This is a genomic window from Paenibacillus segetis, assembly GCF_014639155.1.
Lineage (GTDB): Bacteria > Bacillota > Bacilli > Paenibacillales > Paenibacillaceae > Fontibacillus > Fontibacillus segetis.
Genome location: NZ_BMFT01000001.1, coordinates 633,265 through 654,787, shown reverse-complemented (window position 1 = coordinate 654,787; position 21,523 = coordinate 633,265). Strand labels below are relative to the sequence as shown.

19 protein-coding genes and 1 pseudogene are annotated in these 21,523 nt (G+C 41.4%); 5 read left to right on the top strand and 15 right to left on the bottom strand.

Going from position 1 to position 21,523, the window contains the following annotated elements:
- Positions 1 to 85 precede the first annotated feature (85 nt).
- The 5 genes from IEW05_RS02770 to IEW05_RS02750 all read right to left on the bottom strand — a co-directional run bounded on the left by IEW05_RS02770 (position 86) and on the right by IEW05_RS02750 (position 5,182).
- Positions 86 to 1,495 (bottom strand): GH1 family beta-glucosidase, encoded by a 1,410-nt coding sequence (locus IEW05_RS02770; protein WP_188535602.1) that lies wholly within the window; start codon positions 1,493 to 1,495, stop codon positions 86 to 88.
- A gap of 152 nt (positions 1,496 to 1,647) precedes the next feature.
- Positions 1,648 to 2,454 carry a phosphonate ABC transporter, permease protein PhnE gene (gene phnE, locus IEW05_RS02765; RefSeq protein ID WP_188535600.1) on the bottom strand — a complete coding sequence of 269 codons (807 nt, stop codon included), beginning with the start codon at positions 2,452 to 2,454 and terminating at the stop codon, positions 1,648 to 1,650.
- Between the two features lie 11 nt (positions 2,455 to 2,465).
- The gene (gene phnE / locus IEW05_RS02760) at positions 2,466 to 3,281 is read right to left on the bottom strand and encodes a phosphonate ABC transporter, permease protein PhnE (protein WP_188535598.1); all 816 of its coding nucleotides are present in this window, start codon (positions 3,279 to 3,281) and stop codon (positions 2,466 to 2,468) included.
- The gene (gene phnC, locus IEW05_RS02755) at positions 3,256 to 4,041 is read right to left on the bottom strand and encodes a phosphonate ABC transporter ATP-binding protein (protein ID WP_188535596.1); all 786 of its coding nucleotides are present in this window, start codon (positions 4,039 to 4,041) and stop codon (positions 3,256 to 3,258) included. The genes phnE (IEW05_RS02760) and phnC overlap by 26 nt, the downstream gene beginning before the upstream one ends.
- Before the next feature lie 76 nt (positions 4,042 to 4,117).
- Positions 4,118 to 5,182, bottom strand: coding sequence for a phosphate/phosphite/phosphonate ABC transporter substrate-binding protein (locus tag IEW05_RS02750; protein ID WP_229753236.1), 1,065 nt, complete (start codon positions 5,180 to 5,182; stop codon positions 4,118 to 4,120).
- A 175-nt stretch (positions 5,183 to 5,357) separates the two neighbouring features.
- Here IEW05_RS02750 and IEW05_RS02745 point away from each other — a divergent pair, with 175 nt between their 5' ends.
- Together IEW05_RS02745 and IEW05_RS02740 are read left to right on the top strand one after the other, a co-directional pair.
- Positions 5,358 to 6,911 (top strand): bifunctional metallophosphatase/5'-nucleotidase, encoded by a 1,554-nt coding sequence (locus IEW05_RS02745; RefSeq protein ID WP_229753235.1) that lies wholly within the window; start codon positions 5,358 to 5,360, stop codon positions 6,909 to 6,911.
- Positions 6,912 to 7,232: 321 nt separating this feature from the next.
- Positions 7,233 to 7,874: a lysoplasmalogenase gene (locus tag IEW05_RS02740; RefSeq protein WP_188535594.1), complete on the top strand. Its 642-nt coding sequence runs from the start codon at positions 7,233 to 7,235 to the stop codon at positions 7,872 to 7,874.
- Positions 7,875 to 8,122: 248 nt separating this feature from the next.
- On the opposite strand, the gene IEW05_RS02735 is transcribed toward IEW05_RS02740, so the two are convergent.
- The 9 genes and pseudogenes from IEW05_RS02735 to IEW05_RS02695 form a co-directional block, all read right to left on the bottom strand.
- Complete coding sequence (locus IEW05_RS02735) at positions 8,123 to 11,395, bottom strand: putative Ig domain-containing protein (RefSeq protein ID WP_188535592.1); 3,273 nt, start codon at positions 11,393 to 11,395, stop codon at positions 8,123 to 8,125.
- Positions 11,392 to 11,613 carry a hypothetical protein gene (locus IEW05_RS02730; protein ID WP_188535590.1) on the bottom strand — a complete coding sequence of 74 codons (222 nt, stop codon included), beginning with the start codon at positions 11,611 to 11,613 and terminating at the stop codon, positions 11,392 to 11,394. Before IEW05_RS02730 ends, IEW05_RS02735 begins: the two co-directional genes overlap by 4 nt.
- Positions 11,614 to 11,927: 314 nt before the next feature.
- Entirely contained in the window at positions 11,928 to 13,556 is a 1,629-nt protein-coding gene (groL, locus tag IEW05_RS02725) for a chaperonin GroEL (RefSeq protein WP_188535588.1), read from the bottom strand.
- 49 nt (positions 13,557 to 13,605) lie between these two features.
- Entirely contained in the window at positions 13,606 to 13,887 is a 282-nt protein-coding gene (gene groES / locus IEW05_RS02720) for a co-chaperone GroES (RefSeq protein ID WP_188535586.1), read from the bottom strand.
- Between the two features lie 246 nt (positions 13,888 to 14,133).
- Entirely contained in the window at positions 14,134 to 14,892 is a 759-nt protein-coding gene (gene tatC, locus IEW05_RS02715; protein ID WP_188535584.1) for a twin-arginine translocase subunit TatC, read from the bottom strand.
- 37 nt (positions 14,893 to 14,929) lie between these two features.
- A complete protein-coding gene (locus tag IEW05_RS02710; RefSeq protein ID WP_188535582.1) occupies positions 14,930 to 15,151 on the bottom strand; it encodes a twin-arginine translocase TatA/TatE family subunit in 222 nt (73 codons plus the stop codon).
- Positions 15,152 to 15,350: 199 nt separating this feature from the next.
- Positions 15,351 to 15,836 carry a MogA/MoaB family molybdenum cofactor biosynthesis protein gene (locus tag IEW05_RS02705; protein ID WP_188535580.1) on the bottom strand — a complete coding sequence of 162 codons (486 nt, stop codon included), beginning with the start codon at positions 15,834 to 15,836 and terminating at the stop codon, positions 15,351 to 15,353.
- A 58-nt stretch (positions 15,837 to 15,894) separates the two neighbouring features.
- Positions 15,895 to 16,151, bottom strand: a pseudogene (locus IEW05_RS02700) (cyclic pyranopterin monophosphate synthase MoaC); the annotation flags it as partial.
- A 30-nt stretch (positions 16,152 to 16,181) separates the two neighbouring features.
- The gene (locus tag IEW05_RS02695; protein WP_229753234.1) at positions 16,182 to 16,787 is read right to left on the bottom strand and encodes a 5-formyltetrahydrofolate cyclo-ligase; all 606 of its coding nucleotides are present in this window, start codon (positions 16,785 to 16,787) and stop codon (positions 16,182 to 16,184) included.
- Positions 16,788 to 17,057: 270 nt separating this feature from the next.
- Here IEW05_RS02695 and IEW05_RS02690 point away from each other — a divergent pair, with 270 nt between their 5' ends.
- Entirely contained in the window at positions 17,058 to 19,025 is a 1,968-nt protein-coding gene (locus tag IEW05_RS02690) for an ABC-F family ATP-binding cassette domain-containing protein (RefSeq protein ID WP_188535576.1), read from the top strand.
- 410 nt (positions 19,026 to 19,435) lie between these two features.
- Here IEW05_RS02690 and IEW05_RS02685 read toward each other — a convergent pair whose 3' ends face one another.
- Entirely contained in the window at positions 19,436 to 19,939 is a 504-nt protein-coding gene (locus IEW05_RS02685) for a hypothetical protein (protein ID WP_229753233.1), read from the bottom strand.
- A gap of 208 nt (positions 19,940 to 20,147) precedes the next feature.
- On the opposite strand from IEW05_RS02685, the gene cysK reads away from it, so the two are divergent.
- Together cysK and IEW05_RS02675 are read left to right on the top strand one after the other, a co-directional pair.
- Complete coding sequence (gene cysK / locus IEW05_RS02680) at positions 20,148 to 21,068, top strand: cysteine synthase A (protein ID WP_188535574.1); 921 nt, start codon at positions 20,148 to 20,150, stop codon at positions 21,066 to 21,068.
- Between the two features lie 36 nt (positions 21,069 to 21,104).
- Positions 21,105 to 21,485, top strand: coding sequence for a rhodanese-like domain-containing protein (locus IEW05_RS02675; protein WP_188535572.1), 381 nt, complete (start codon positions 21,105 to 21,107; stop codon positions 21,483 to 21,485).
- Positions 21,486 to 21,523 lie beyond the last annotated feature (38 nt).

The window sequence follows — 21,523 nt, the reverse complement described above, 5'->3', positions numbered from 1 at the left end:
TTAAAAGAACATGCAATACTCATATTACTCATTTTAAATGTGTTGAGCAATCCTATTTTTCGTAGCAAGAAGTTTTCTGGGTTACTTATAACCCCTCGCCTCTCGTCTCAATAATATGCTTATACCAATGGAACGACAGCTTCTTCTTACGGTTTAAGTTATTATTATGATCCACGTAGATAAATCCGTACTGCTTTTTATACCCATTTAACCAGCTTAATAGATCAATTACGGACCATGCGTAATACCCTTTCAAATGAATACCTTCTTCGATTGCACGCTTAATCACTTGTAAGTGTTGCTCAATATATTTAATGCGAGGAACATCCACTACCTCACCATCAATAATTGGATCCTCATCACCAAGTCCATTTTCTGTTACGTACATTTTTATATCTCCATAGCGATCTTTTAACATATGCAATCCGTCTAGGAACCCTTGAGGTGAGATTTCCCATCCCCATCTTGTATATGTTTTATCCTCCATTTTTACAGTCCGATAAAAGCCATCAAAAGACGGATTGCCTGGAGTTAGAGTTGATGTTTCTCTCGAATGTTCCATAGATAAAACAGCTTCGTGATTTTTTGCTACTCGAATGGGCTGGTAATAATTAAGCCCAATAAAATCATTTTTACCCGCATTCCTCTTTAACGTTTCTAGTTCTTCTTCTGTCCAACTTGGCGTCCAGCCTTTCTCCTGTAGTTGCCGAACCACATACGGTGGATATTCTCCTTTTAGAATAGGGTCATAATACCAAAAAGTTTCATATTCATTTGCATGTCTGGCGGCTATTAGATTCTCATCGGTATCATCTACACTGTAAGCCGGTAAGAACACATGGGTAATTCCAATCTCGCCATAATGATTCAGTGCCTTATAGATCTCCACAGCTTTGGCATGTGCATAAAATACGTAATGTGTCGCTTGAAAGTATTTATTCTCATCGTTTTGAATCCCAGGCGGATGTGCCCCTTTTAAATAACCTAATCCGCAAAACATCACCGTTTCATTAAACGTAATCCAATGTTTAACCCGATCACCAAATGCCCGAAAACAAATTTCCGCATACTGGGCGAATGCTTCAGCTGTTCGCTTATTCGTCCATCCCCCATCTTCTTCAAGTACCAGAGGCAAATCCCAATGATATAGCGTAACAAATGGAACAATTCCATATTTTAAACACTCATTAATTACATCATTATAAAATTCCAAGCCTTGTTCATTAACTGCTCCTTCTCCCGTTGGCAATATACGGGCCCATGAAATCGAGAATCGGTACGATTCAAGTCCCATCTCTGCCATGAATTGAATATCTTCTTTATATCGATGATAATGATCTATCGCTACATCCCCATTTGTGCCCTCAAACGTTTTACCAGGAATCTTTGAAAATACATCCCAATTCGTTAACCCTTTACCGTCTTCATTCCATGCTCCTTCTATTTGATAAGAAGCCGATGCAGCTCCAAATAAAAAATCATGTGGAAACTTCATTCATAAACCCTCCATTTATATGTCAACTTGTAAAATCTTTATGTACTCTTTATTATCAACATTTAACAAATCAACTATGCTAAACAAAAAAACGCCTTCCAAGGAGTTCTAAGAACCCATGAAATGCGTTTTATATATGTTTGCTCAGATGATTATCCATTTACTAATTTATTGCGAACTTTATTCGAAACATATTCCACAATTAGTATCAGTACGATAAGACCAATTAGAATGGATCCTACCTCCGACCAGCGATAAGAATTCATTGCAAAAATAAGCGGGGCACCTATCCCCCCTGCTCCAACTATTCCGAGAATTGAAGCATCACGCAGATTCATATCAAATCGATAAATCACGATGGACATGAACAAAGCAGATAATTGTGGCAGAATACCATAGCGAATTTTCTCGGTCATGGTACAACCAATGGATTCCATAGATTCAAGCACTGATTTGTCTAACTCTTCAATAACATCAACATATAGCTTAGATAACATACCGACACTTGTTAAAGACATCGTAAGTACACCTGCAAATGGTCCTTGCCCTGTTACCCGAATAAACATTAATCCGTACACAATAGCCGGAATGGTCCGGATAATGATTAATAGGAGGCGGACAATAACAGATACTGGCTTCGGCACAATATTGGACGCGGATAGGAAAGCAAGCGGAATAGCTATCACTGCTCCAACAATTGTTCCCAAAAAGGCGATAGCCATGGTTTCAATCAATAAATATAGGACACCGCCTGTAGTCAAATTAAACAGCAGGTCCGTATTAGGTTGAACTATACCTAATAAAATATTTTTCGCGATGGAGAACCCATTTTCCGTTACATTATCCAAATTCACTGCTGATGTTGACCACAAAAAAATAATCAGGACTATTACAGTGATTAGAAACTTAGGCAGGCGTTTGGTAGTGGCCTTTTTTAATTGTTCTTCTATTGTATTCATCATTTCTTCACCTACATCAGTTTCTTTCGGAAATATTCACTGATCGTCTCAATCAAGTAAACTGTAACAGCAAGCATCAACAAAATCATGCCTACGTTCGCATAGTTTCTCCATCCAAGACTCTCATTTAACAATAAGCCAATTCCACCTGCACCAACGTATCCTAGAATAGAAGCATACCGAACATTACCCTCGAAACAAAACAGTGATGTCGATAAATAGTTAGGTAACACTTGTGGAAATATCGCATACCGGAACGATTGAATCGTCGTTAAACCCATGGCATTCATGGCTTCATACGCACCCATATTCGCATTTTCGATCTGCTCGTACAGCAATTTTCCTATATAAGCAACCGTGAACAAGAAGATAGCAACGGTTCCCGCCATCGTTCCTAACCCAAAAATAAAGGTAGCGATCAATGCTACAACTAAAGTCGGCAAGGTACGCAGTATACTCAGAATAAATTTCGTAACAGCAGGAATCCAACGAGTGCGATTAATATTACTTGCTGCTAACATCGCTATCGGTAAAGCAAAAATGGCACCTAGCACAGAGCCGAATAGAGACATTTTTATGGTTGCAACTAGTGGTTCCCAAAGTTTTGGCATATAGTCCCATGTTGGAGGAACCATTTTATTTAAAATGACAAAGAACTCTTTGATTCGTTCAACTAATATCTGCAAATCAAAATCCGTAATTCTAACAGAAATATAGGTCAGTACAATCGTAACTAATATGGTGAGCGGCGTCATCGATCGCTTTTGGATTACTATTTTACCATTCGGTAGTTCAATAGTTTTAGGTGGAAACAGCTTCGTTAGCATGGCTATCGCTGCCTCCTTTATCTACTTGACCATTGTAAATAAGTTGTAGCACTTGATCGTTGACATCCTTAGAAGGACCATCATATACAATTTCACCAGCCCGTATTCCGATGACACGAGTAGCATAAGTAAGAGCTAATTCAACATGATGGATATTAATAATCACGGTCATATTCATCTCTTGATTAATCCGTCTGAAATCTTCCATGACTTGATTGGCAGTAACCGGATCTAAGGAAGCAACTGGCTCATCCGCTAGAATAATCCCCGGGTTCTGTGCTAGTGTTCTTGCTAAAGCAACACGTTGCTGTTGTCCTCCAGACAATTGGTCTACACGTACATACGCCTTATCTAGAATACCGACTTTATCTAGCGACATCAGTGCTCTTTTCTTTTCATCTTCTGTAAATATCCCTAATATTTTACGCCAGAATGGCATCTCAGGCACGAAGGCTACGAGTACATTTTTAATAACAGATATTCTTGTCACTAAGTTAAAGGATTGAAAGATCATTCCAATCTTACGACGTAACTGACGGATACCTTTTCCATGGAGCTTACTAAGTTCAACACCTTCAACCGTCAAAGTACCTTCCGAGATATCATGCATCCGGTTAATACAACGTAATAACGTTGACTTACCAGCGCCTGATAGGCCAATAATCGCAACATACTCACCTTGCTCGATGTTCAGATTGATATCTTTTAATGCTACTAATCCATTTGGATATTTTTTCTGTACCTGTTTAAATTCAATCATATCCATACTCCAATCAGGAAAAATGAGAACATAGCAGTATGTTCTCATTTTTTGTAAAATTAATTTGTTAGAAGGATTACTTTAATTGTTGTACTAGCTCTTGTGCTTTACGCTCATTATCATAATCAGCATCGTTAGCTACTTTATAACCACCATGGCTATAAATAGCGATAACCTGTTTACCTTCTTCTGTATTACCAATATTGATAAAGGCTTGTTGTAATGCTGCTTTTAAGCCATCATCCATAATTTTCGAGTTTTTACTTACACTTACTGTATCGTTAAAGATGGCTGGCATTACACCAAGTAGATCTGTCTCATCCCAAATGGAAGCTTCGCGATTAAATTCAGTTGTCCATTTTTCTTCATAATCACGACGTGCATCAGCATAGGTAACAAGTACATCTGTTTGACCTGCAGCAAGACGACCAAACGCACTTGCGTAGGAATCCGCCTGTACGACTTTAGATAGATCAGTAATTGTTTTACCGAAATTCTCTTTCAGCCATAATGCCGGGTAAATATAACCAGCTGGAGATGAGGATGACATAACATTCCAAGAAACATTATCCAAATCCTCGAAAGTCAAAGCTTCACCATTATTTACTTTTGCAGCTAATGCTTTACCCTTCTCAGAAGGACCAGCAACAAGGATTGCGCGATAAGAAGTCGCTTGATCGGTTGTTGGTTTTGTTGGCTCGTTCTTATTCCAATCCACAGGGTTATCAGAATCATTACTCAACCCATCACGAGTTGCAGTTAGAATAACCTCTGCTCCATCATCATACAGAACATAAGTACCGCCTGGTATCAATCCAACATCAACTGTACCAGCAGATAAACCTTCACCAACTGCTTCATAGCTTGTACCAACCGTAATATCAACTTCTCCTACATTATAACCAAGTCCTGCAAGTTCCTTCGTTAGCAACGCTTTTAGAGGCTCCGTTGCTGTAACAATTTCTGCTGGATCACGTGAAGGTACAAATCCTACAGAAAGCTTCTTAATTTCTTTATTAGATGTTTCTCCTTGTGAGGCATTTTCCGCACCTTTAGAATTATTGGTGGAATCCCCATTACCACATGCTGCTAATGCAAATAAAAGCATTAACGATACACTTAACAAACCTATTTTTTTCATTTTTTCCCCTCCTGTACATTATCTATAGCTTAACAAGTATATAGGAGAATTGTAAAGATAATATCAAACTTAAAATAATTTATTGTTAAGATATTGTTATCGATTTGATAAATTGACATCACATACTCTATTGACCTTATAATGAATTACTATTAAAAATTAAGAGGTGTAACTTGTGTCTACAGAACAAATTCAAATACTTGTAACGAGCGATGTCCATGGATATCTCATGCCTACAACTTACCGTGGCGTAACCGAACCCGTTGGTCTTGCTAAAGCAGCAAGCCTGATTGAAAATTTACGCCAACAACATCCGACCCTATTGATTGAGAATGGAGACCTTATTCAAGGAAGCCCATTAACTTATTACCATCAAAGATTCCATCCTGAACTGCCCAGCCCTATCATTAATGCTGCGAATGCACTGCGCTATGATTTGGCTATATTTGGCAATCACGAATTTAATTATGGGTTACCTGTATTAGAGAACACGATCCAAGCTTCACAATTCCCTTGGCTATCCGCCAATATATATACCAAAGACGGATCAACTTGGATGCAGCCCTATGTTATTCAAGAGGTTGGAGGTATTCGAATTGGCATTATTGGCCTGACTACTCAACTGGTAACCTTATGGGAGGATCCTAGCCATATTGAGGGCCTGGTATTCGAGGATTGCTTCGAAAGTGCTAAAAAGTGGTTGGGTATCATGAAAGAAAAGGAAAACGTTGATATTACTGTAATATGCTATCACGGTGGTTTTGCGCATGACCTAACAACAGGTAGCTTGATTGAACCAGATACAGGGGAAAATGAAGGTTATCAAATGTGTAAAGAGCTAGATTTCGATATTCTGATTACAGGACACCAACACCGCGAAATCTGCACCCAAGCATTCGGAAAATCAATCATACAACCAGGAACCAAAGCAGTCTGCATAGCAGGTATTACCATCGATGTGGAGAAGGTCAACGGTACCATATCTTCGATTCAGCATGAACCTAAATTATATTATGTAGATGATCAGACACCGCTTGATGAGCGTGTAGTACGTGAAGTTCAAGAGATGCATGATCTAACCGAACAATGGTTAGATGAACCGATTGGCCATATTCACGGAAACCTGCGATATGACAATGCTTTTGAGGCAAGGGTACACAAACATCCTTATATCGAATTTCTACAACGAGTACAAATGCATGTGACGAATGCACCTATTTCCTGTACCTCGCTCTTTCATGACCAGCCAGGCGGATTTAATGAACAAGTAACGATGCGTGATATCGTCACGAATTATATCTATCCCAACACATTAAAAGTATTGCAAGTTACGGGGCAGCATATCCGTGACGCCCTTGAACAATGTGCATCCTATTTCACCATTGAAGATGGTCAGTTAACGATTGATCCCTCGTTCGTTCATCCAAAAGCACAGCCATATAACTACGATATGTGGGAAGGAATCGAGTATACGATAGATGTAAGGCAGCCCGTTGGTCATCGGATAATAAACATCGACTATCAAGGGAAACCTTTAGATATGGATGGAACATACGAAGTAGCTATGAATAATTATCGAGCCACCGGTGCTGGAAATTTCCCATATTTTGCAGACTGTCCCGTCGTAAAAGATATTCAGACCGATATGACAGAAATTATAGCTGATTACTTCGCTGAATTCCCTGTAATACAAGCCACTTGCGTACCGAATTGGAAGGTAATCTGGTAATACTTACTATATTTTGCACTTAACATTTATACTGGACGCATAACAAAATGAAGAGGACCTCATTCCATTATTGAGATCCTCTTCATTTTGTTTATGTACCAAACAGATCCCCCTTCTCTCTGGGGTTATTTTCTTAGGATTGTTGATTTCGTTAAAAAATAATTAACCACAAAAGAACTATCTGATATGATTAACGAAATACGGTTGAATACAGCTAAGGAGTTGCTAAAGGCTTCTGAATACAACATTGTTGATATCGCTGAAAAAACAGGTTTTACTAACAGTTCTTATTTTAAATCGAGTAGGACGGGGGTATGAATAATGAAACGGTGGCTACCTGCAGCAATTCTGGTAATGGGGCTTGTTTATATTTTTGGGAGCTCTGCACTTATTTTCAAATTAATTCCGATGTGGCTAATTCTGATATATGCTTATTTACAGAAACCAAGTGTAAAAGATCGATACTCTTTAATTACAATTGTCGGTTTATTCTTCTGTATGCTTGGTGACGGTCTTCTTCAATGGTTTATGATTGGACTATCTGCATTTCTAATGGGTCATCTATTCTATACCGCAGCATTCATCACAAGATGGCGATTCTCTTGGTTAAGATTCCTGATGATCATTCCAGTTCTTATATTTGGTGGGTTTATGGGATACCAGCTATATCATGCTCTAATAGATACAGGTGATGGAGGATTAGTCATTCCTGTATTTATTTATCTCATTGCTATTTCCTTGATGGGTTGGTTCTCTATTATGACAGGAAATAAATGGGCTATGTTAGGTAGCATATTGTTTATCACTTCAGACTCCATTTTATCGTGGAATATGTTTGTTTCAGATGTCGCCTATTCAGGTCCAATCATTATGTTAACCTATTACACCGCTCAATTCCTTATTAGTAGAAGCATAGGGCATGATGAGGTCAGTTCCTCTCATCAAAAGAAAGTCGCAGCTTAATAGCAGATGAAAGCCATCTTTGAACAACAGCAATATAGATATAATAAAATCAATATGAAAAAGGAGCCTCGCATAAGTTCAATGAACTTATGCGAGGCTCCTTCATATGAGCAATTTATGAGCATTTAGCATTTTCAACTTAGGAAACCCACAATGCTACAGGCTTTTCAGCCTCTTACATCATGCCGCCTTATCAGACATAACTAGTTTGTCAGCGAAAACGGCCTCTGTAGTCAAGAATATCGACTTTACTCGTTAATCAGATCTGAAGTTTGAAGTAGCCTCTGAATAATCATTGCTACTTCTGCTCTAGTAATGTTAGCTTTAGGTACTAACAAGTTATGATTTCTACCTGAAATGATACCTGAGCTTACGCTGTCTGCAACGCCATCCAGGGCCCATTCAGATACAGTGCTAGCATCAGAAAATGCACGAATTACATCGACATTGGAATGATTTGTTGCACTTTCTTTTAGTCCTGTAATTATCATCGCTTTAGACACAATTAACATAGCTTGCTCACGCGTAATTTTATCATTCGGACGGAAAGTTCCATCTTCAAATCCATTAATTAGACCATATTCATATGCAGTCTGAACTGTACTGCGGTACCAAGCTGTTGTACCTACGTCTGTGAATAAACTATTTCCTTGTGATAAACTCAGTCCTAACCCACGAACAATAATAGCAGCGAACTCAGCTCGAGTAATGTCCTGATCAGGATGATACATTCCATTTTCTATTCCGTTTACAACCATCTTAGATCCAATATTATTGACTGCTGCCTTCGCCCAATGATTCTCGACATCAATAAATTGTAACGGATTCCAGACAACAGTGTATGTACTATTGGTCAAGCTATGAATGACCGCATAATATCTGTCACCGACTTTAGTAACTTGAGTCGGTACATGTCTAACTGAGCCATCTGGTTCTACAACTACACCCGTAGTTATTTGGTTCGGATCGGTCCCTTCTGGAATAGCTATCCTACGCTCAACATAGGCGTTGAATCGCAATATCTCTACTGTACGCCCGTCATACTCCACGCTAACCTTGAAATTAAGCGGTGAAGCAACTTGTGTTAATCCTTCACGATTAACTGCATCTTCGGCAATTTGCAACCTATTCTTGAGCAGCTCAGCGATTTCGATTTTTAATTTCACATCCTCTAATGCCACATTTGCTCCAAGCTGAGAAGAAATTGTTGTAATATCAATTTGTTCTGCTGGTATCGTGTATGTAGACTTGTTCGTTTGTAGAACAATAATCGCTTGCTGCTTTTCCAAGTTTTCAAGTATACGCCCATTAAACTCACCAATAACAACGTTACTATCTGTATCTACTGGAATCGTAATGACAGCATACTTACCTTCCTGTTTTAACTGTTGCATCAACTTCTGTTCATCCACTGTAACTATAATTACCGTTTGTCCGTTTATCTCGTTATTTGTAACAGTCCTTGTATCCACTAACTTCCCATTAACTAACACTTTAACTGTATTTGCTGGAGGCTTAGGTACAGATATGCCGCCTTGCGTATTATTCGCTGAAGACTGAGGTGCGGATATACCGCCACCAGTGTATATCTCATTAACATCGACTTTAATTACTTCCTCATCCGTCAACATACCATCACTTACGCGAACCGTAAACGTATAGCTACCGGGACTCTGTGCTCCCGTTGGCGTCCATGTAAATACACCCGTCGTCGCATGGATGCTTGCTCCTGTCGGCGCGCCATCTATGCTGTACGTCAAGATAGCAGAATCCGAGTCTGTCGCTATTGCCGTAAACTTTAGCTGACTTCCTTCGTTCACAGTCTTATTACCAATGACAGCAAGCACTGGTGCCACATTCACTTCGTTAACCGTAACCGTTATTTCCTCGCTATCAATAAGCACTCCATCGCTAACACCTACTTCAAAGGTGTAGCTTCCGGGTCCTTGGGCTTCCGTTGGTGTCCATGTGAACACACCAGTTGTAGCATTAATACTTGCCCCTGTCGGTGCATTAACTAGACTGTACGTCAATGTATTAGCTGGCAGATCTGTATCTGTTCCTACTACCGTAAACGTGAGCAGCGTTTCTTCATCTACTGTTTTATCCCCAATCGCTGCAAGTATAGGTGCAATGTTCACCTCGTTGACCGTAACTGTGATTTCCTCTTCGTCCGTTAACGCTCCATCACTAACGACTACTTCAAATGTAAAGCTACCTGGACCCTGCGCTTCTGTTGGAGTCCATGTGAACACACCCGTCATAGCGTTGATACTTGCTCCCGTCGGCGCATTAACTAGGCTGTACGTCAAGATAGCAGAATCCAAGTCGGTTGCTGTTGCCGTAAAGGTTAAAAGCGCTCCTTCATTTATCGTCTTATTGCCGATTGCAGCAAGCTCAGGAGCCGCATTTACGTCGTTAACCGTAACCGTGATTTGCTCGCTGTCAATTAGCATGCCATCACTTACGCGGACTGTAAACGTATAGCTTCCTGGACCCTGCGCTTCCGTTGGTGTCCATGTAAACACACCTGTTACTGGGTTAATGCTGGCTCCTGCCGGCGCTCCTACTAGGCTGTACGTCAGCATATTCGCTGGCAGGTCTGCATCTGTTGCGATTACTGTAAAGGTTAGCAGTGTTTCTTCATTTATCGTTTTATCGCCAATGGCAGCTAGTACTGGTGCCTCATTTACCTCAAGAACCGTAACCGTGATTTGTTCTTCAGCAGTTAATGCCCCATCGCTTACACGGACTATGAACGTATAGGTTCCTGGACCCTGCGCTTCTGTTGGCGTCCATGTGAATACACCCGTCATTGAATTAATACTTGCTCCTGTCGGAGCACTATCCAAACTGTACGTTAGTGGATCTCCCTCCGCGTCTGATGCTGTTGCTGTAAACGTGAACACGTCTTTTTCTATTACCACTTTATTACCAATTCCACTCAAACTAGGTGCTGTGTTTACTGGCGCAGCAGCATAATTAATTTCAAGTCTAGGGGTTATAATGTTTCCATCGTATTCTGAAGTCGTAGACATTAGTAACGAAAGAACACCATCAGTACCAATATTGCTAGGTGTCAACAAGCTGCTTACATTTATTCGATATGTAGATGTGTCGGTACCCGAGGGCTGAATACTAGAGAATATACCCGGCACACTAGAATTAATCGATTTTTCTGGAGTAACTGCCGCTGGCACTTGCGTTGCTGGCCAGTTATCAACAGCAACAGCAATTTTTAAGTTCTTAATATCCAGTTGCCACTCTTCTGTAATTCCTTCGAAAATTAAGTATGCTGAACTTATCCAACTATTTGTATCAATTCCTCCAAATTTAAAAACCGATTTCGAATATAATCCGTTAATAAGACCATACTCGGGAGAAGAAACATCAAGATCATTTCTTCCATCAATCGGACTTATCACTACAGGAGCAGCAGCTACACGCAGCGGATATACTGAAAATAAAGAAAAAATTAGAACAAGCGCTAAACCAATATGAATACTAACTTTCTTTCTCATAAATTAACGACACCCCCAACATCAGCTACATAGACATTACCGCTACTATCCATTGCTATATCTGCAGGAGTGTCAGAAAAAACTTGATTCTGCGGGATTAACGTCTTAAATCTGTCCCCTTCATCAGCCCAAGCAACCGGATACAGACTGAGTAACAATACAATAACGGGGACTGCTATTATCCCCCTCCTGATATATCCATTCCATATCTGATTCATTCGCAACCTTCTCCTATCGTTTGATCTCATTTTACATTCCCTCCTAAACCGACTCGCCAACGTAGCCTATAGTATAGTTCTTCTATGATAAAAACGAATCATACGAAAGTAGTAGACCGCGAAAAATTTGTCAAAGTATGTACACTCGCTAGCGCTGCCCTTATATACGCATAAAAAAACCTTACTACGCAATAGAAAAAGGCTTCTCACTCAGTTCATATTCGAACTCGTGAGAAGCCTCTTGTATTTTCAATGTGGTCAAACGGGGATTCCGCTCGTGGAATCCCTTGATGCATAAGGATTCGTCATCCTTATTACATCATGCCGCCCATTCCACCCATGCCGCCCATGTCAGGCATAGCTGCTTTTTCTGGTTCTGGTTTGTCAGCAATTACTGCTTCAGTAGTCAAGAATAGACCTGCTACGGAAGCTGCGTGTTGCAATGCGGAACGAGTAACCTTAGCTGGGTCAACGATACCCGCTTCGATCATGTTCACCCATTCGCCAGTAGCAGCGTTGAAGCCGATACCTGGTTGTTCTTTTTTCAGACGATCCACGATAACGGAACCTTCTTCACCAGCATTTGCTGCGATAGTGCGGATTGGTTCTTCCAATGCGCGAAGCACGATGCTTACGCCTGTCTTTTCATCCCCACTAAGTTCGATTGCTGCTACAGCATTGTATACATTCACTAGTGCAACACCACCACCAGATACGATACCTTCTTCAACCGCTGCGCGCGTTGCGTTCAGAGCATCTTCAATGCGAAGTTTGCGTTCTTTAAGTTCTGTTTCAGTTGCAGCACCGACTTTGATTACGGCTACGCCGCCAGCCAATTTAGCCAAACGCTCTTGCAGTTTTTCCTTGTCGAATTCGGAAGTTGTTTCTTCCAGTTGAGCACGGATTTGGTTCACGCGAGCTGTAATGTCGCCCTTGTCGCCACTGCCGTCTACGATTGTTGTGTTTTCTTTGGTTACACGCACTTGACGAGTTGTACCCAATTGGCTGATATCTGTGCTCTTCAGATCTAGTCCGAGTTTCTCAGTGATCACTTGACCACCAGTTAGAGCTGCGATATCTTGCAGCATTGCTTCACGACGGTCGCCGAAGCCTGGAGCTTTTACAGCTACAGCGTTGAACGTACCACGTAGTTTGTTTACGATCAACATCGCTTGTGCTTCGCCTTCGATATCTTCAGCAATGATCAATAGCGGACGAGCTTGTTGAACGATTTTTTCTAGCAAAGGCAAAATTTCTTGCGTGCTGCTGATTTTCTTATCCGTGATCAAGATATATGGATTATCTAGGACAGCTTCCATTTTATCTGTATCTGTAATCATGTATGGGGAAATGTATCCACGATCGAATTGCATACCTTCTACAACTTCAAGCTCAGTAGCGAATCCACGGGATTCTTCAACGGTAATAACGCCGTCTTTACCGACTTTCTCCATTGCTTCAGCGATCAATTCGCCCACTTCTTCGTCACCAGCGGAAATTGCAGCCACTTGTGCGATCGATTGCTTGTCTTCAATCGTTTTGGAGATCTTTTGCAATTCAGTCACCGCAGCTTTAACCGCTTTATCGATACCTTTACGAAGACCGATCGGGCTTGCACCAGCAGTTACGTTCTTCAAACCTTCACGAATCAATGCTTGAGCAAGAACCGTCGCAGTAGTTGTACCGTCACCGGCAACATCGTTAGTTTTTGTAGCTACTTCTTTAACCAGTTGAGCGCCCATGTTCTCAAACGCATCTTCCAATTCGATTTCTTTGGCAATCGTTACACCGTCATTTGTAATCAACGGGCTACCATATTTCTTCTCTAGTACTACGTTGCGACCTTTTGGTCCCAATGTTACTTTTACAGCGTTAGCCAAAGCATCTACACCACGAAGCATCGCGCGGCGCGCGTCTTCACTGAATTTAATATCTTTTGCCATTATTAATTACCTCCCTATATAGTTTGAGCGATGTTCAAGTCAATTTGTCTTAACCGATGATCGCGTGAATGTCGCTTTCTTTCATAATCAGATATTCTTTACCTTCGTATTTCACTTCTGTTCCAGCGTATTTAGAGAACAACACGCGGTCACCTTCTTTAACTTCCAGAGGAACTCGAACCCCGTCCTTCAACGCACCGCTACCAACAGCAACGATTTTGCCTTCTTGCGGCTTTTCCTTAGCTGTGTCCGGAAGCACGATACCGAAAGCTGTTGTTTGCTCTTGCTCAATTGCTTCTACCAATACGCGTTCACCTAAAGGTTTGATCATGAATAATGTCCTCCTTTGAATATGTTGTTGTTAATTTAATATTGTAATCCCTGTGTTAGCACTCGACATGTCTCAGTGCTAACAACCAATTTTTATGATACTCAACTTGAGCCAAAATTTCAAGTTTCTTTGAATATTTTTTGCCTACTTTTTGAAAAATAATCATCATGTCATCTAACTAACTTCTCTCATTCGCATAATACCTATAAAAAAAGACGCACAATCACAACGATGCGCGTCTTGAATCTATTTATATTTCTCTTTACGTTCTTCATCAGCAGCAAGTTGCCGACGATGAACCCGAGTGGACAGAAATACACTGAACTCATATAGCAGAATTAGTGGGATCAGAACGAGAAATGCCGAGAAAAAGTCGGCTGGAGTAATCATGACCGATACAACGACCAATGCGAAATAGGCTACCCGTCTCATTTTCCGTAACCTGAGTGGGTTCAGAATTCGTAAATGAGTTAGGAATAGAATAACAACCGGAAGCTCAAATAGTAAGGATATCGGCAATACAATATTAGTCAAAAACTTGAAATAATCAGCCATGCCATACGTCTCAATTAAACCTAATCCCTTGTTTAAAGAACCTGTAAAGGTCATAGCAAGCGGAAAAACTACAAAATAACCAAATGCAACACCCACAAGAAAACAGATAAATACGAAAGGTATGTACTTAAGCGTCGCTTTACGTTCCTTCGGTTTCAGACCTGGACTGACGAACGCCCATATTTGAAATAAAGTGAACGGTAAGGTAATGCCAAGCGCGACCATCATGGCAATTTTCATATAGACACCGACGCCATCCCAGAAAGAGAAGGCATTGAGCGAAATCTGTACTCCAGAGAGCACATTAATCGTCAAGTAATGATAAATCGGATCGACAACAAAAAAGGCTGCTACGAGAACGACAGTAAATACGAGTAACGTAAAAAATAAGCGTCGGCGAAGTTCCGACAAATGATCGACAATGCTCAATTGTTCCTGGTCGTGAGCCATGCTTCGCCCTCCTAAAATGCTGCACTATGCGAACTATTTATTCGGGCAAACGCCGATCATCCGGTTTCGGTGCTTCGCTCGCTGCAGTCACCGGTGCTTCTGGTTTCTTTACCTCAGGACGGTCATCCACAATATCCCGGGTTGCCTCTTTAAATTCACGATATGTGCGGCCCACAGCTCGCCCTAATTCCGGTAGCTTATTAGGTCCAAATAGTAGCAATGCTGCAATAACGATTAATAGAAATCCACCAGCACCCATGATAGTTTCCCCTTCCGAAACAATAATAGATAAGGTAATTCATCATCACAATTCCTCATACGCCCACATCATACCATAACTAATGTCACAGTTATAGCCTGATTATTCGACATTTCTAATAAACCCACAAGGAAATCGCATTTTTCACGATGGTGAGGTAGATTGATTTATGGTTATAGTAAGTGCACCTCTAATGTCATTACAAACGGAATTGCCCAGTGACCATTAATAATGCTTCAGGAAGTTGGTCCATAATTGCGGCTAGATTTTCGTGTACACCCTTTGGTGTTCCTGGTAGGTTAACAATCAACGTGCGTCCGCGTATGCCAACAATCCCGCGGAACAGCATCGCTGCTGGATTCTTCTGCATCGCTGTAAACCGCATGGCTTCCGCCATGCCGGGTACCTCACGTTCAATGACACGTCTTGTAGCTTCCGGAGTTACATCACGGATAGCTAGTTCAGTACCGCCTGTAGTAAACACAAGATCAGCATGGAAATAATCAGTCATTTCAATCAATGCGGCAATAATCTCGTCCGGTTCATCGGGAACGATACGATATTCGATGATTTCGCCGCCTAATTCTTCCTCGACCAGTTCACGGATTACTTGAGCGCTCGTATCTTCACGTTCGCCTCTAGCACCTTTGTCGCTTGCTGTAAGGATTGCAGTCTTCCAAATCAAGAAGTTACCCCCCTCATCCAATTAGAATCTCCCATTCCACTTATACATCATCTCTCTGTTAAGAGCGACTATAGTTTCCGCTCTTGCTACCTGTATTGGATCGAAGTAATCTCGGTCCAATCACCATGTCATTTTGTAAAGTTTTGCATATATCATAGACAGTAAGCGCTGCTGCGGATATCGCTGTGAGCGCCTCCATTTCTACGCCAGTCTTACCTTTCGTCTTCACCGAAGATTCTATGTAAAGTTCATCTAGTCAATTAACGGTAAAAACAATATTATGCCTGCTAGCGGAAGCGGATGACACATGAGAATCTGTAGCTCCTAGAGTTTCTCACTACTTCCCTACATATATATGATGCCGGACGCTGTAAACAGCATGTCCAGTCTAAAATCATGATCTTCCATCGGGATATTGCTTGCTATCAACTGTTCCTTCAGTGCCAAGGCAGCGAGCACGGCATGACTCTGTCCGTTATTTAATGAATGAAGCTTCGCAATGAAACGGTCGTAATATCCTCCTCCAAAACCGATCCGTCCACCTTCGGCATCGTATGCGAGCCCTGGGATAAGCACAAGATCGATTTTATTCCAATGAGAAACCGGCCAAATGGCTGCATCCTCCTTTGGTTCGGAAATCCCCCATATTCCAGGGACTAAACTTTCTTCATCAATGAATTCATGCAGTTGTAACGAGGAATTAGCCCCTATCTTCGGTATCAGCACCCGATCACCTCGGGCCATACAATTCTGAATGAGATAACGCGTATCAGGCTCATCCCGAAACGACACGTAACTGAACACCGTTAAACTTCCACTTTTAGCTGCGCGAAGAGGACCTAACACCTCTTGTTCCGCCCACAGACAGGCTGATTCTGATTGCTCCCTCCGGGAGTTTTCAGTTATACTTGACCGAATATCCTCCATCTGAAGACGCAGTGTTCTTTTCAAATCTGTGATATCCAATTCACTTCACCTTACTGCCTTAGAAAATTAGAGTTACCTCGTTATGATTACCCTTCCACCATTCACTTCTTTCCTTAGTGTATCATTGTTAGCACAAAATGAAAACTGAACCCGGGGCCCGCATAACTTCAATGTTATTTGCTGTCAATGGGCGGTGCATTACGATCTCTTTTCATGTACACTATTAGAAGATAAATCTTAACTGCTAACCTAAACGAAGTAAGGTTACTAATGATATGGAGGATCAATATAGATATGCTGCTTCAAGCAACGGACATTACTAAATTATATGGTGTCACAAGTGTGTTAAATGGAATCAGCCTGCAAATATTAGAACGGGACCGTATCGGTCTTGTCGGTGTCAACGGAGCGGGTAAATCAACATTGCTACAAATTTTAGCTAATGAAATGTCCTATGATGGAGGACAAATTTTCAAAGCCAAGGAAACAACGATCGGCTACCTCGCCCAAAATAGTGGCTTACAATCAGAACGTACCATTTGGGAGGAAATGCTGAACGTATTTGCTCCATTACTCGATACCGAACGTGAACTGCGGCAGATGGAGTTACAAATCGCTGATCCTGACCAAGCCGCTAACGAAAAAGCCTACCAAAGCTTGCTAGAACGCTATGCCACGAAATCCGACTGGTTCAAAGATAACGGTGGATATGAGATAGAGACACGAATTCGTAGCATTCTTCACGGGATGGGTTTCGGGAGCTTTGCTCCGGACACACTAATTTCTACACTAAGTGGCGGTCAGAAGACTCGACTTGCGTTAGCTCGAATATTGCTTCAAGCCCCGGATTTACTTATGCTCGATGAGCCAACAAACCATTTGGACATTGAAACCTTAACTTGGTTGGAAGACTATCTTCGGAACTATTCGGGTGCTCTTCTTGTCGTTTCACATGACCGTTATTTCCTTGATCGACTCGTGACCGCAATCGTCGAAATCGAACGTAATCAGTCCCGCAGATATACGGGAAATTACAGTCGTTTTATCGAGCTTAAGGCCGCTGAATTTGAGAGCCAAATGAAGCAGTACGAGAAGCAGCAAGATGAAATCGAGCGAATGGAAACCTTCATTCAGCGCAATATCGTTCGAGCTTCTACTACTAAACGTGCCCAAAGCAGACGCAAAGCACTTGAAAAGATGGATGTCATGGATCGTCCGCTTGGAGATCTTAAGAAAGCCAATTTTTCCTTTGAAGCTGAGATTATGACGGGCAAGGACGTTCTACAGGCTAGCAATCTTTCTTACTCTTTTGAACATGGTATGGCCCCGTTGTTCAAGAATGTCTCGTTCGACATGAAACGTGGAGAGACCATTGCACTAATTGGCCCTAATGGGATTGGTAAATCAACATTACTGAAAATGTTGATTGGTGACCTTGAACCCTCCACTGGGACACTTACATGGGGAGCTAAAGTAAAACTAGGTTATTATGACCAAGAGCAAACTCATCTAAATCTGCAAAATACAGTATTAGAAGAAGTCTGGGGCACATTTCCCCATTTAGAAGAAGCACGTATTCGCAGTGTGCTCGGTAATTTCCTATTCAGTGGCGATGATGTACTTAAGAAAGTATCAGCACTAAGTGGTGGCGAGAAAGCTCGAGTTGCACTGACTAAATTAATGCTTCTGAAAGCCAATGTTCTCATTCTCGATGAACCTACAAACCATTTGGATTTGTACAGTAAAGAAGTGTTGGAATCAGCACTGCTCGAATACGATGGAACTCTCTTGTTTATCTCTCATGACCGATATTTCCTTAATAAAATGGCGGAGCGTATAGTTGAGCTTCATCCTGGTGGAGCAGATCATTTCCTGGGGAATTATGACGATTATTTAGCGAAAAAGCAGGAACTTTCAGAGCTTGCTGCCGAGCGGGCAGCGGAAGAAGCCGCAAAAAAAGCATCCTCCTCTCGCGCAGCAACTCAACCTGATCCATCAGTCGCCAAATCAGGTGCCGCTTCTTTTGAAGCAGACAAGCAGGCCAAACGCGAAGAACGAAACCGTCTGCGCCGCATAGAGCAACTTGAACAATTGATTGCAAAACTGGAGAACGACATTACCGCAATAGAGATCGAATTAACACTTCCAGAGATTTATCAGGACTATGTCAAAATTCAAGAACGTCAAGCCGTTATTGATAAGAATAAAGAACAATTAACTGCTGCTTATGACGAATGGGAGACACTTGCTGCTGAATCTTAAAAAAATATTTTTTTACACCATCTTAACAAACTCATCTTTTATTAACATGGTTATACACATCAGTAAAATAATGATCCTTGATGAAAACGACCTCTTAGGTCGTTTTTTTTACCTTCAAACCGGGATTATCCATGATTTTCTAATCTTATCCACTGACTTATTCACACTATCCACAGTTTTCTGAAAAAAATGACCGTTTTCCATCAAAATCTTCAACCTCTTGGTACGCAAGCTTTCATCTTTCTTTCATGAATTCTATCGACAATCTGTGGATAACTTTGTACACATCTTGACAAATTCGTTTACACCTGACACAACTATTTAACAAAAAAATAGAAAAGTACCGAGTAAATGTTACGACAACATTTCAGGCACTTCTCTATTTATCTCATTATAACCAACCGTTTCTTTTAACTTGCAATACGCTCTCCTCCGCGGTTGGAATCCGAAGTCGCTCTCATGTAATAACTACTAACGGATGGCAACAACGTTACAACTTGAATAGCCAAACCGAGGGCTATATAAACAACATGAATGATCGCCATGACTTCAAGAATATAAGCTTGAACCGTTATCCAAATAATGAGCATGAATCCGATGTATAGCGAAAAGGTCCACGACCAGTGAAGATGCTTGAATACGTTCAGCTTCTCCCCCAACCCCCAGTCCCACTTGTTAATGAGAGCCGACATAACGATGAGCGGAAATACACCGAGACCTAGCAGTAAAATGATCCCTGGGATCAGATAATCAGGAAATAGCGTTACCTTCATCATGTCCGAAGGCATCCCCATCATTCCTCCACTTGGATCTATAACCAGAAATGAACCACCAGCCACGGCACCTACTCCAAGTAGAGCCTGAAGTACAATTAACAACCAACCTGCAAATGTGCGTTTTGCTGCAACAGCCATTATGTAACAACCCCCTTCTTAAAATAAGAATAATGTGAATTAATTCACTACTGACTTCAAGATGACAATTACCAAATTATTCATGGTAAGTTAGGGATATTTTAACATACTTTCGATTCATTGAGAATCAGCACGTCCCTCTCCTTGCTTGAAAGAGGCTCATTTAACCGATAATATATATAAGAAAACGGGGAAAGGTGGGATTACTTTGGACTGCAAAGTGGTAAATAACATCACGGATCTAGTCGGTGAGACACCTGTCGTCAAGTTAAATCGTCTACTTGGGGGACAGGATGCGGAAGTTTACGTCAAGCTCGAATACTTCAATCCAAGCGGAAGTGTTAAAGACCGTGCTGCCTCCTTTATGATCTCTGAGGCGGAAGCGTCAGGCAGGTTGAAACCCGGAGCTACTATAATAGAACCCACAAGTGGAAATACGGGCATTGGATTAGCCATGAACGCTGCCGCCAAAGGATATAAGGCCATTCTCGTTATGCCAGATAATATGACCAAAGAAAGAATTAACATTCTTAAAGCCTATGGTGCAGAGGTCATTTTGACTCCCGCCGCAAAAAGGATGCCTGGTTCCATCGAGAAAGCACTAGAATTACTAGGGCAAATTCCGGGTAGCTTCATGCCACAACAATTTCAGAACGCAGCGAATCCACAAATTCACCGACTTACTACAGGTCCGGAGATATACCAGCAAATGGAGGGACATTTGGATATGTTCGTCGCCACTTCTGGAACGGGCGGAACGGTAACCGGAACAGGTGAATATCTCCGTGAACACATTCCCGGTATTTCTGTTATCGTCGTTGAACCAAAAGGTTCCCCTGTCTTATCTGGTGGGCAACCAGGTCCACATAAACTTGTTGGAACAAGTCCTGGATTCATCCCTTCCGTCCTGAATACTGAAGTTTATGACGAGATAGTCCAAGTCACAGATGAAGATGCATTGGAAACTACGCGCCAGCTTGCTGCCTTAGAAGGAATCCTAGTCGGTCCGTCTGCCGGAGCCTCCGTGTGGACAGCACTTCAGTTTGCTCGTAAACTCGGTACGGGTAAACGTATCCTCTGCATCGCTCCTGATACAGGAGAACGATACCTTAGTATGGATGTATTTTAAGTAAAACTAAGATTATTAAAGCGAGGTGTATTGTAAATGGGTATTCTTATCGGTGGCATATCTCATATTAACAGTGACGAACTTCATCAACTAATTCAAGACCCTAATGATGACACTCTGATCATTGATGTTAGGGAGTATGACGAATATACTGAGGCACATATTCCTGGTATCCCTCTCATTCCAATGGGGGAAATTGCCCGGTATATCGAAGATTTCGCTAAAGACAGAGAATATGTGTTTATATGCCGAAGTGGGCGTAGAAGCTTTGAAGTAGCAAACTTTTTCAAACACTACGGATTCGAACAAGTTCATAACTACGAGGGTGGCATGTTGAACTGGAATTACGAAGTTACCTCAGGGGCAGAGAATGTTATAGTTAATTTCGACCCAATGCAGCTAGAAAGAAAAAAATAATGACTCACATTAATATAAAGGACCCTATTGGTTGATCC

Bases quoted from the DNA above. Each gene is read 5' to 3' on its own strand.
- IEW05_RS02710 (WP_188535582.1), bottom strand. From the start codon at position 15,151: ATGGGTGCTGGTGGATTTCTATTAATCGTTATTGCAGCATTGCTACTA.
- groL (WP_188535588.1), bottom strand. From the start codon at position 13,556: ATGGCAAAAGATATTAAATTCAGTGAAGACGCGCGCCGCGCGATGCTT.
- IEW05_RS02685 (WP_229753233.1), bottom strand. From the start codon at position 19,939: ATGGCTGTTGCAGCAAAACGCACATTTGCAGGTTGGTTGTTAATTGTA.
- phnE (WP_188535598.1), bottom strand. From the start codon at position 3,281: ATGCTAACGAAGCTGTTTCCACCTAAAACTATTGAACTACCGAATGGT.
- IEW05_RS02770 (WP_188535602.1), bottom strand. From the start codon at position 1,495: ATGAAGTTTCCACATGATTTTTTATTTGGAGCTGCATCGGCTTCTTAT.
- phnE (WP_188535600.1), bottom strand. From the start codon at position 2,454: ATGAATACAATAGAAGAACAATTAAAAAAGGCCACTACCAAACGCCTG.
- IEW05_RS02740 (WP_188535594.1), top strand. From the start codon at position 7,233: ATGAAACGGTGGCTACCTGCAGCAATTCTGGTAATGGGGCTTGTTTAT.
- IEW05_RS02675 (WP_188535572.1), top strand. From the start codon at position 21,105: ATGGGTATTCTTATCGGTGGCATATCTCATATTAACAGTGACGAACTT.
- phnC (WP_188535596.1), bottom strand. From the start codon at position 4,041: ATGATTGAATTTAAACAGGTACAGAAAAAATATCCAAATGGATTAGTA.
- IEW05_RS02750 (WP_229753236.1), bottom strand. From the start codon at position 5,182: ATGAAAAAAATAGGTTTGTTAAGTGTATCGTTAATGCTTTTATTTGCA.
- tatC (WP_188535584.1), bottom strand. From the start codon at position 14,892: ATGGCTCACGACCAGGAACAATTGAGCATTGTCGATCATTTGTCGGAA.
- IEW05_RS02730 (WP_188535590.1), bottom strand. From the start codon at position 11,613: ATGAATCAGATATGGAATGGATATATCAGGAGGGGGATAATAGCAGTC.
- IEW05_RS02690 (WP_188535576.1), top strand. From the start codon at position 17,058: ATGCTGCTTCAAGCAACGGACATTACTAAATTATATGGTGTCACAAGT.
- groES (WP_188535586.1), bottom strand. From the start codon at position 13,887: ATGATCAAACCTTTAGGTGAACGCGTATTGGTAGAAGCAATTGAGCAA.
- IEW05_RS02735 (WP_188535592.1), bottom strand. From the start codon at position 11,395: ATGAGAAAGAAAGTTAGTATTCATATTGGTTTAGCGCTTGTTCTAATT.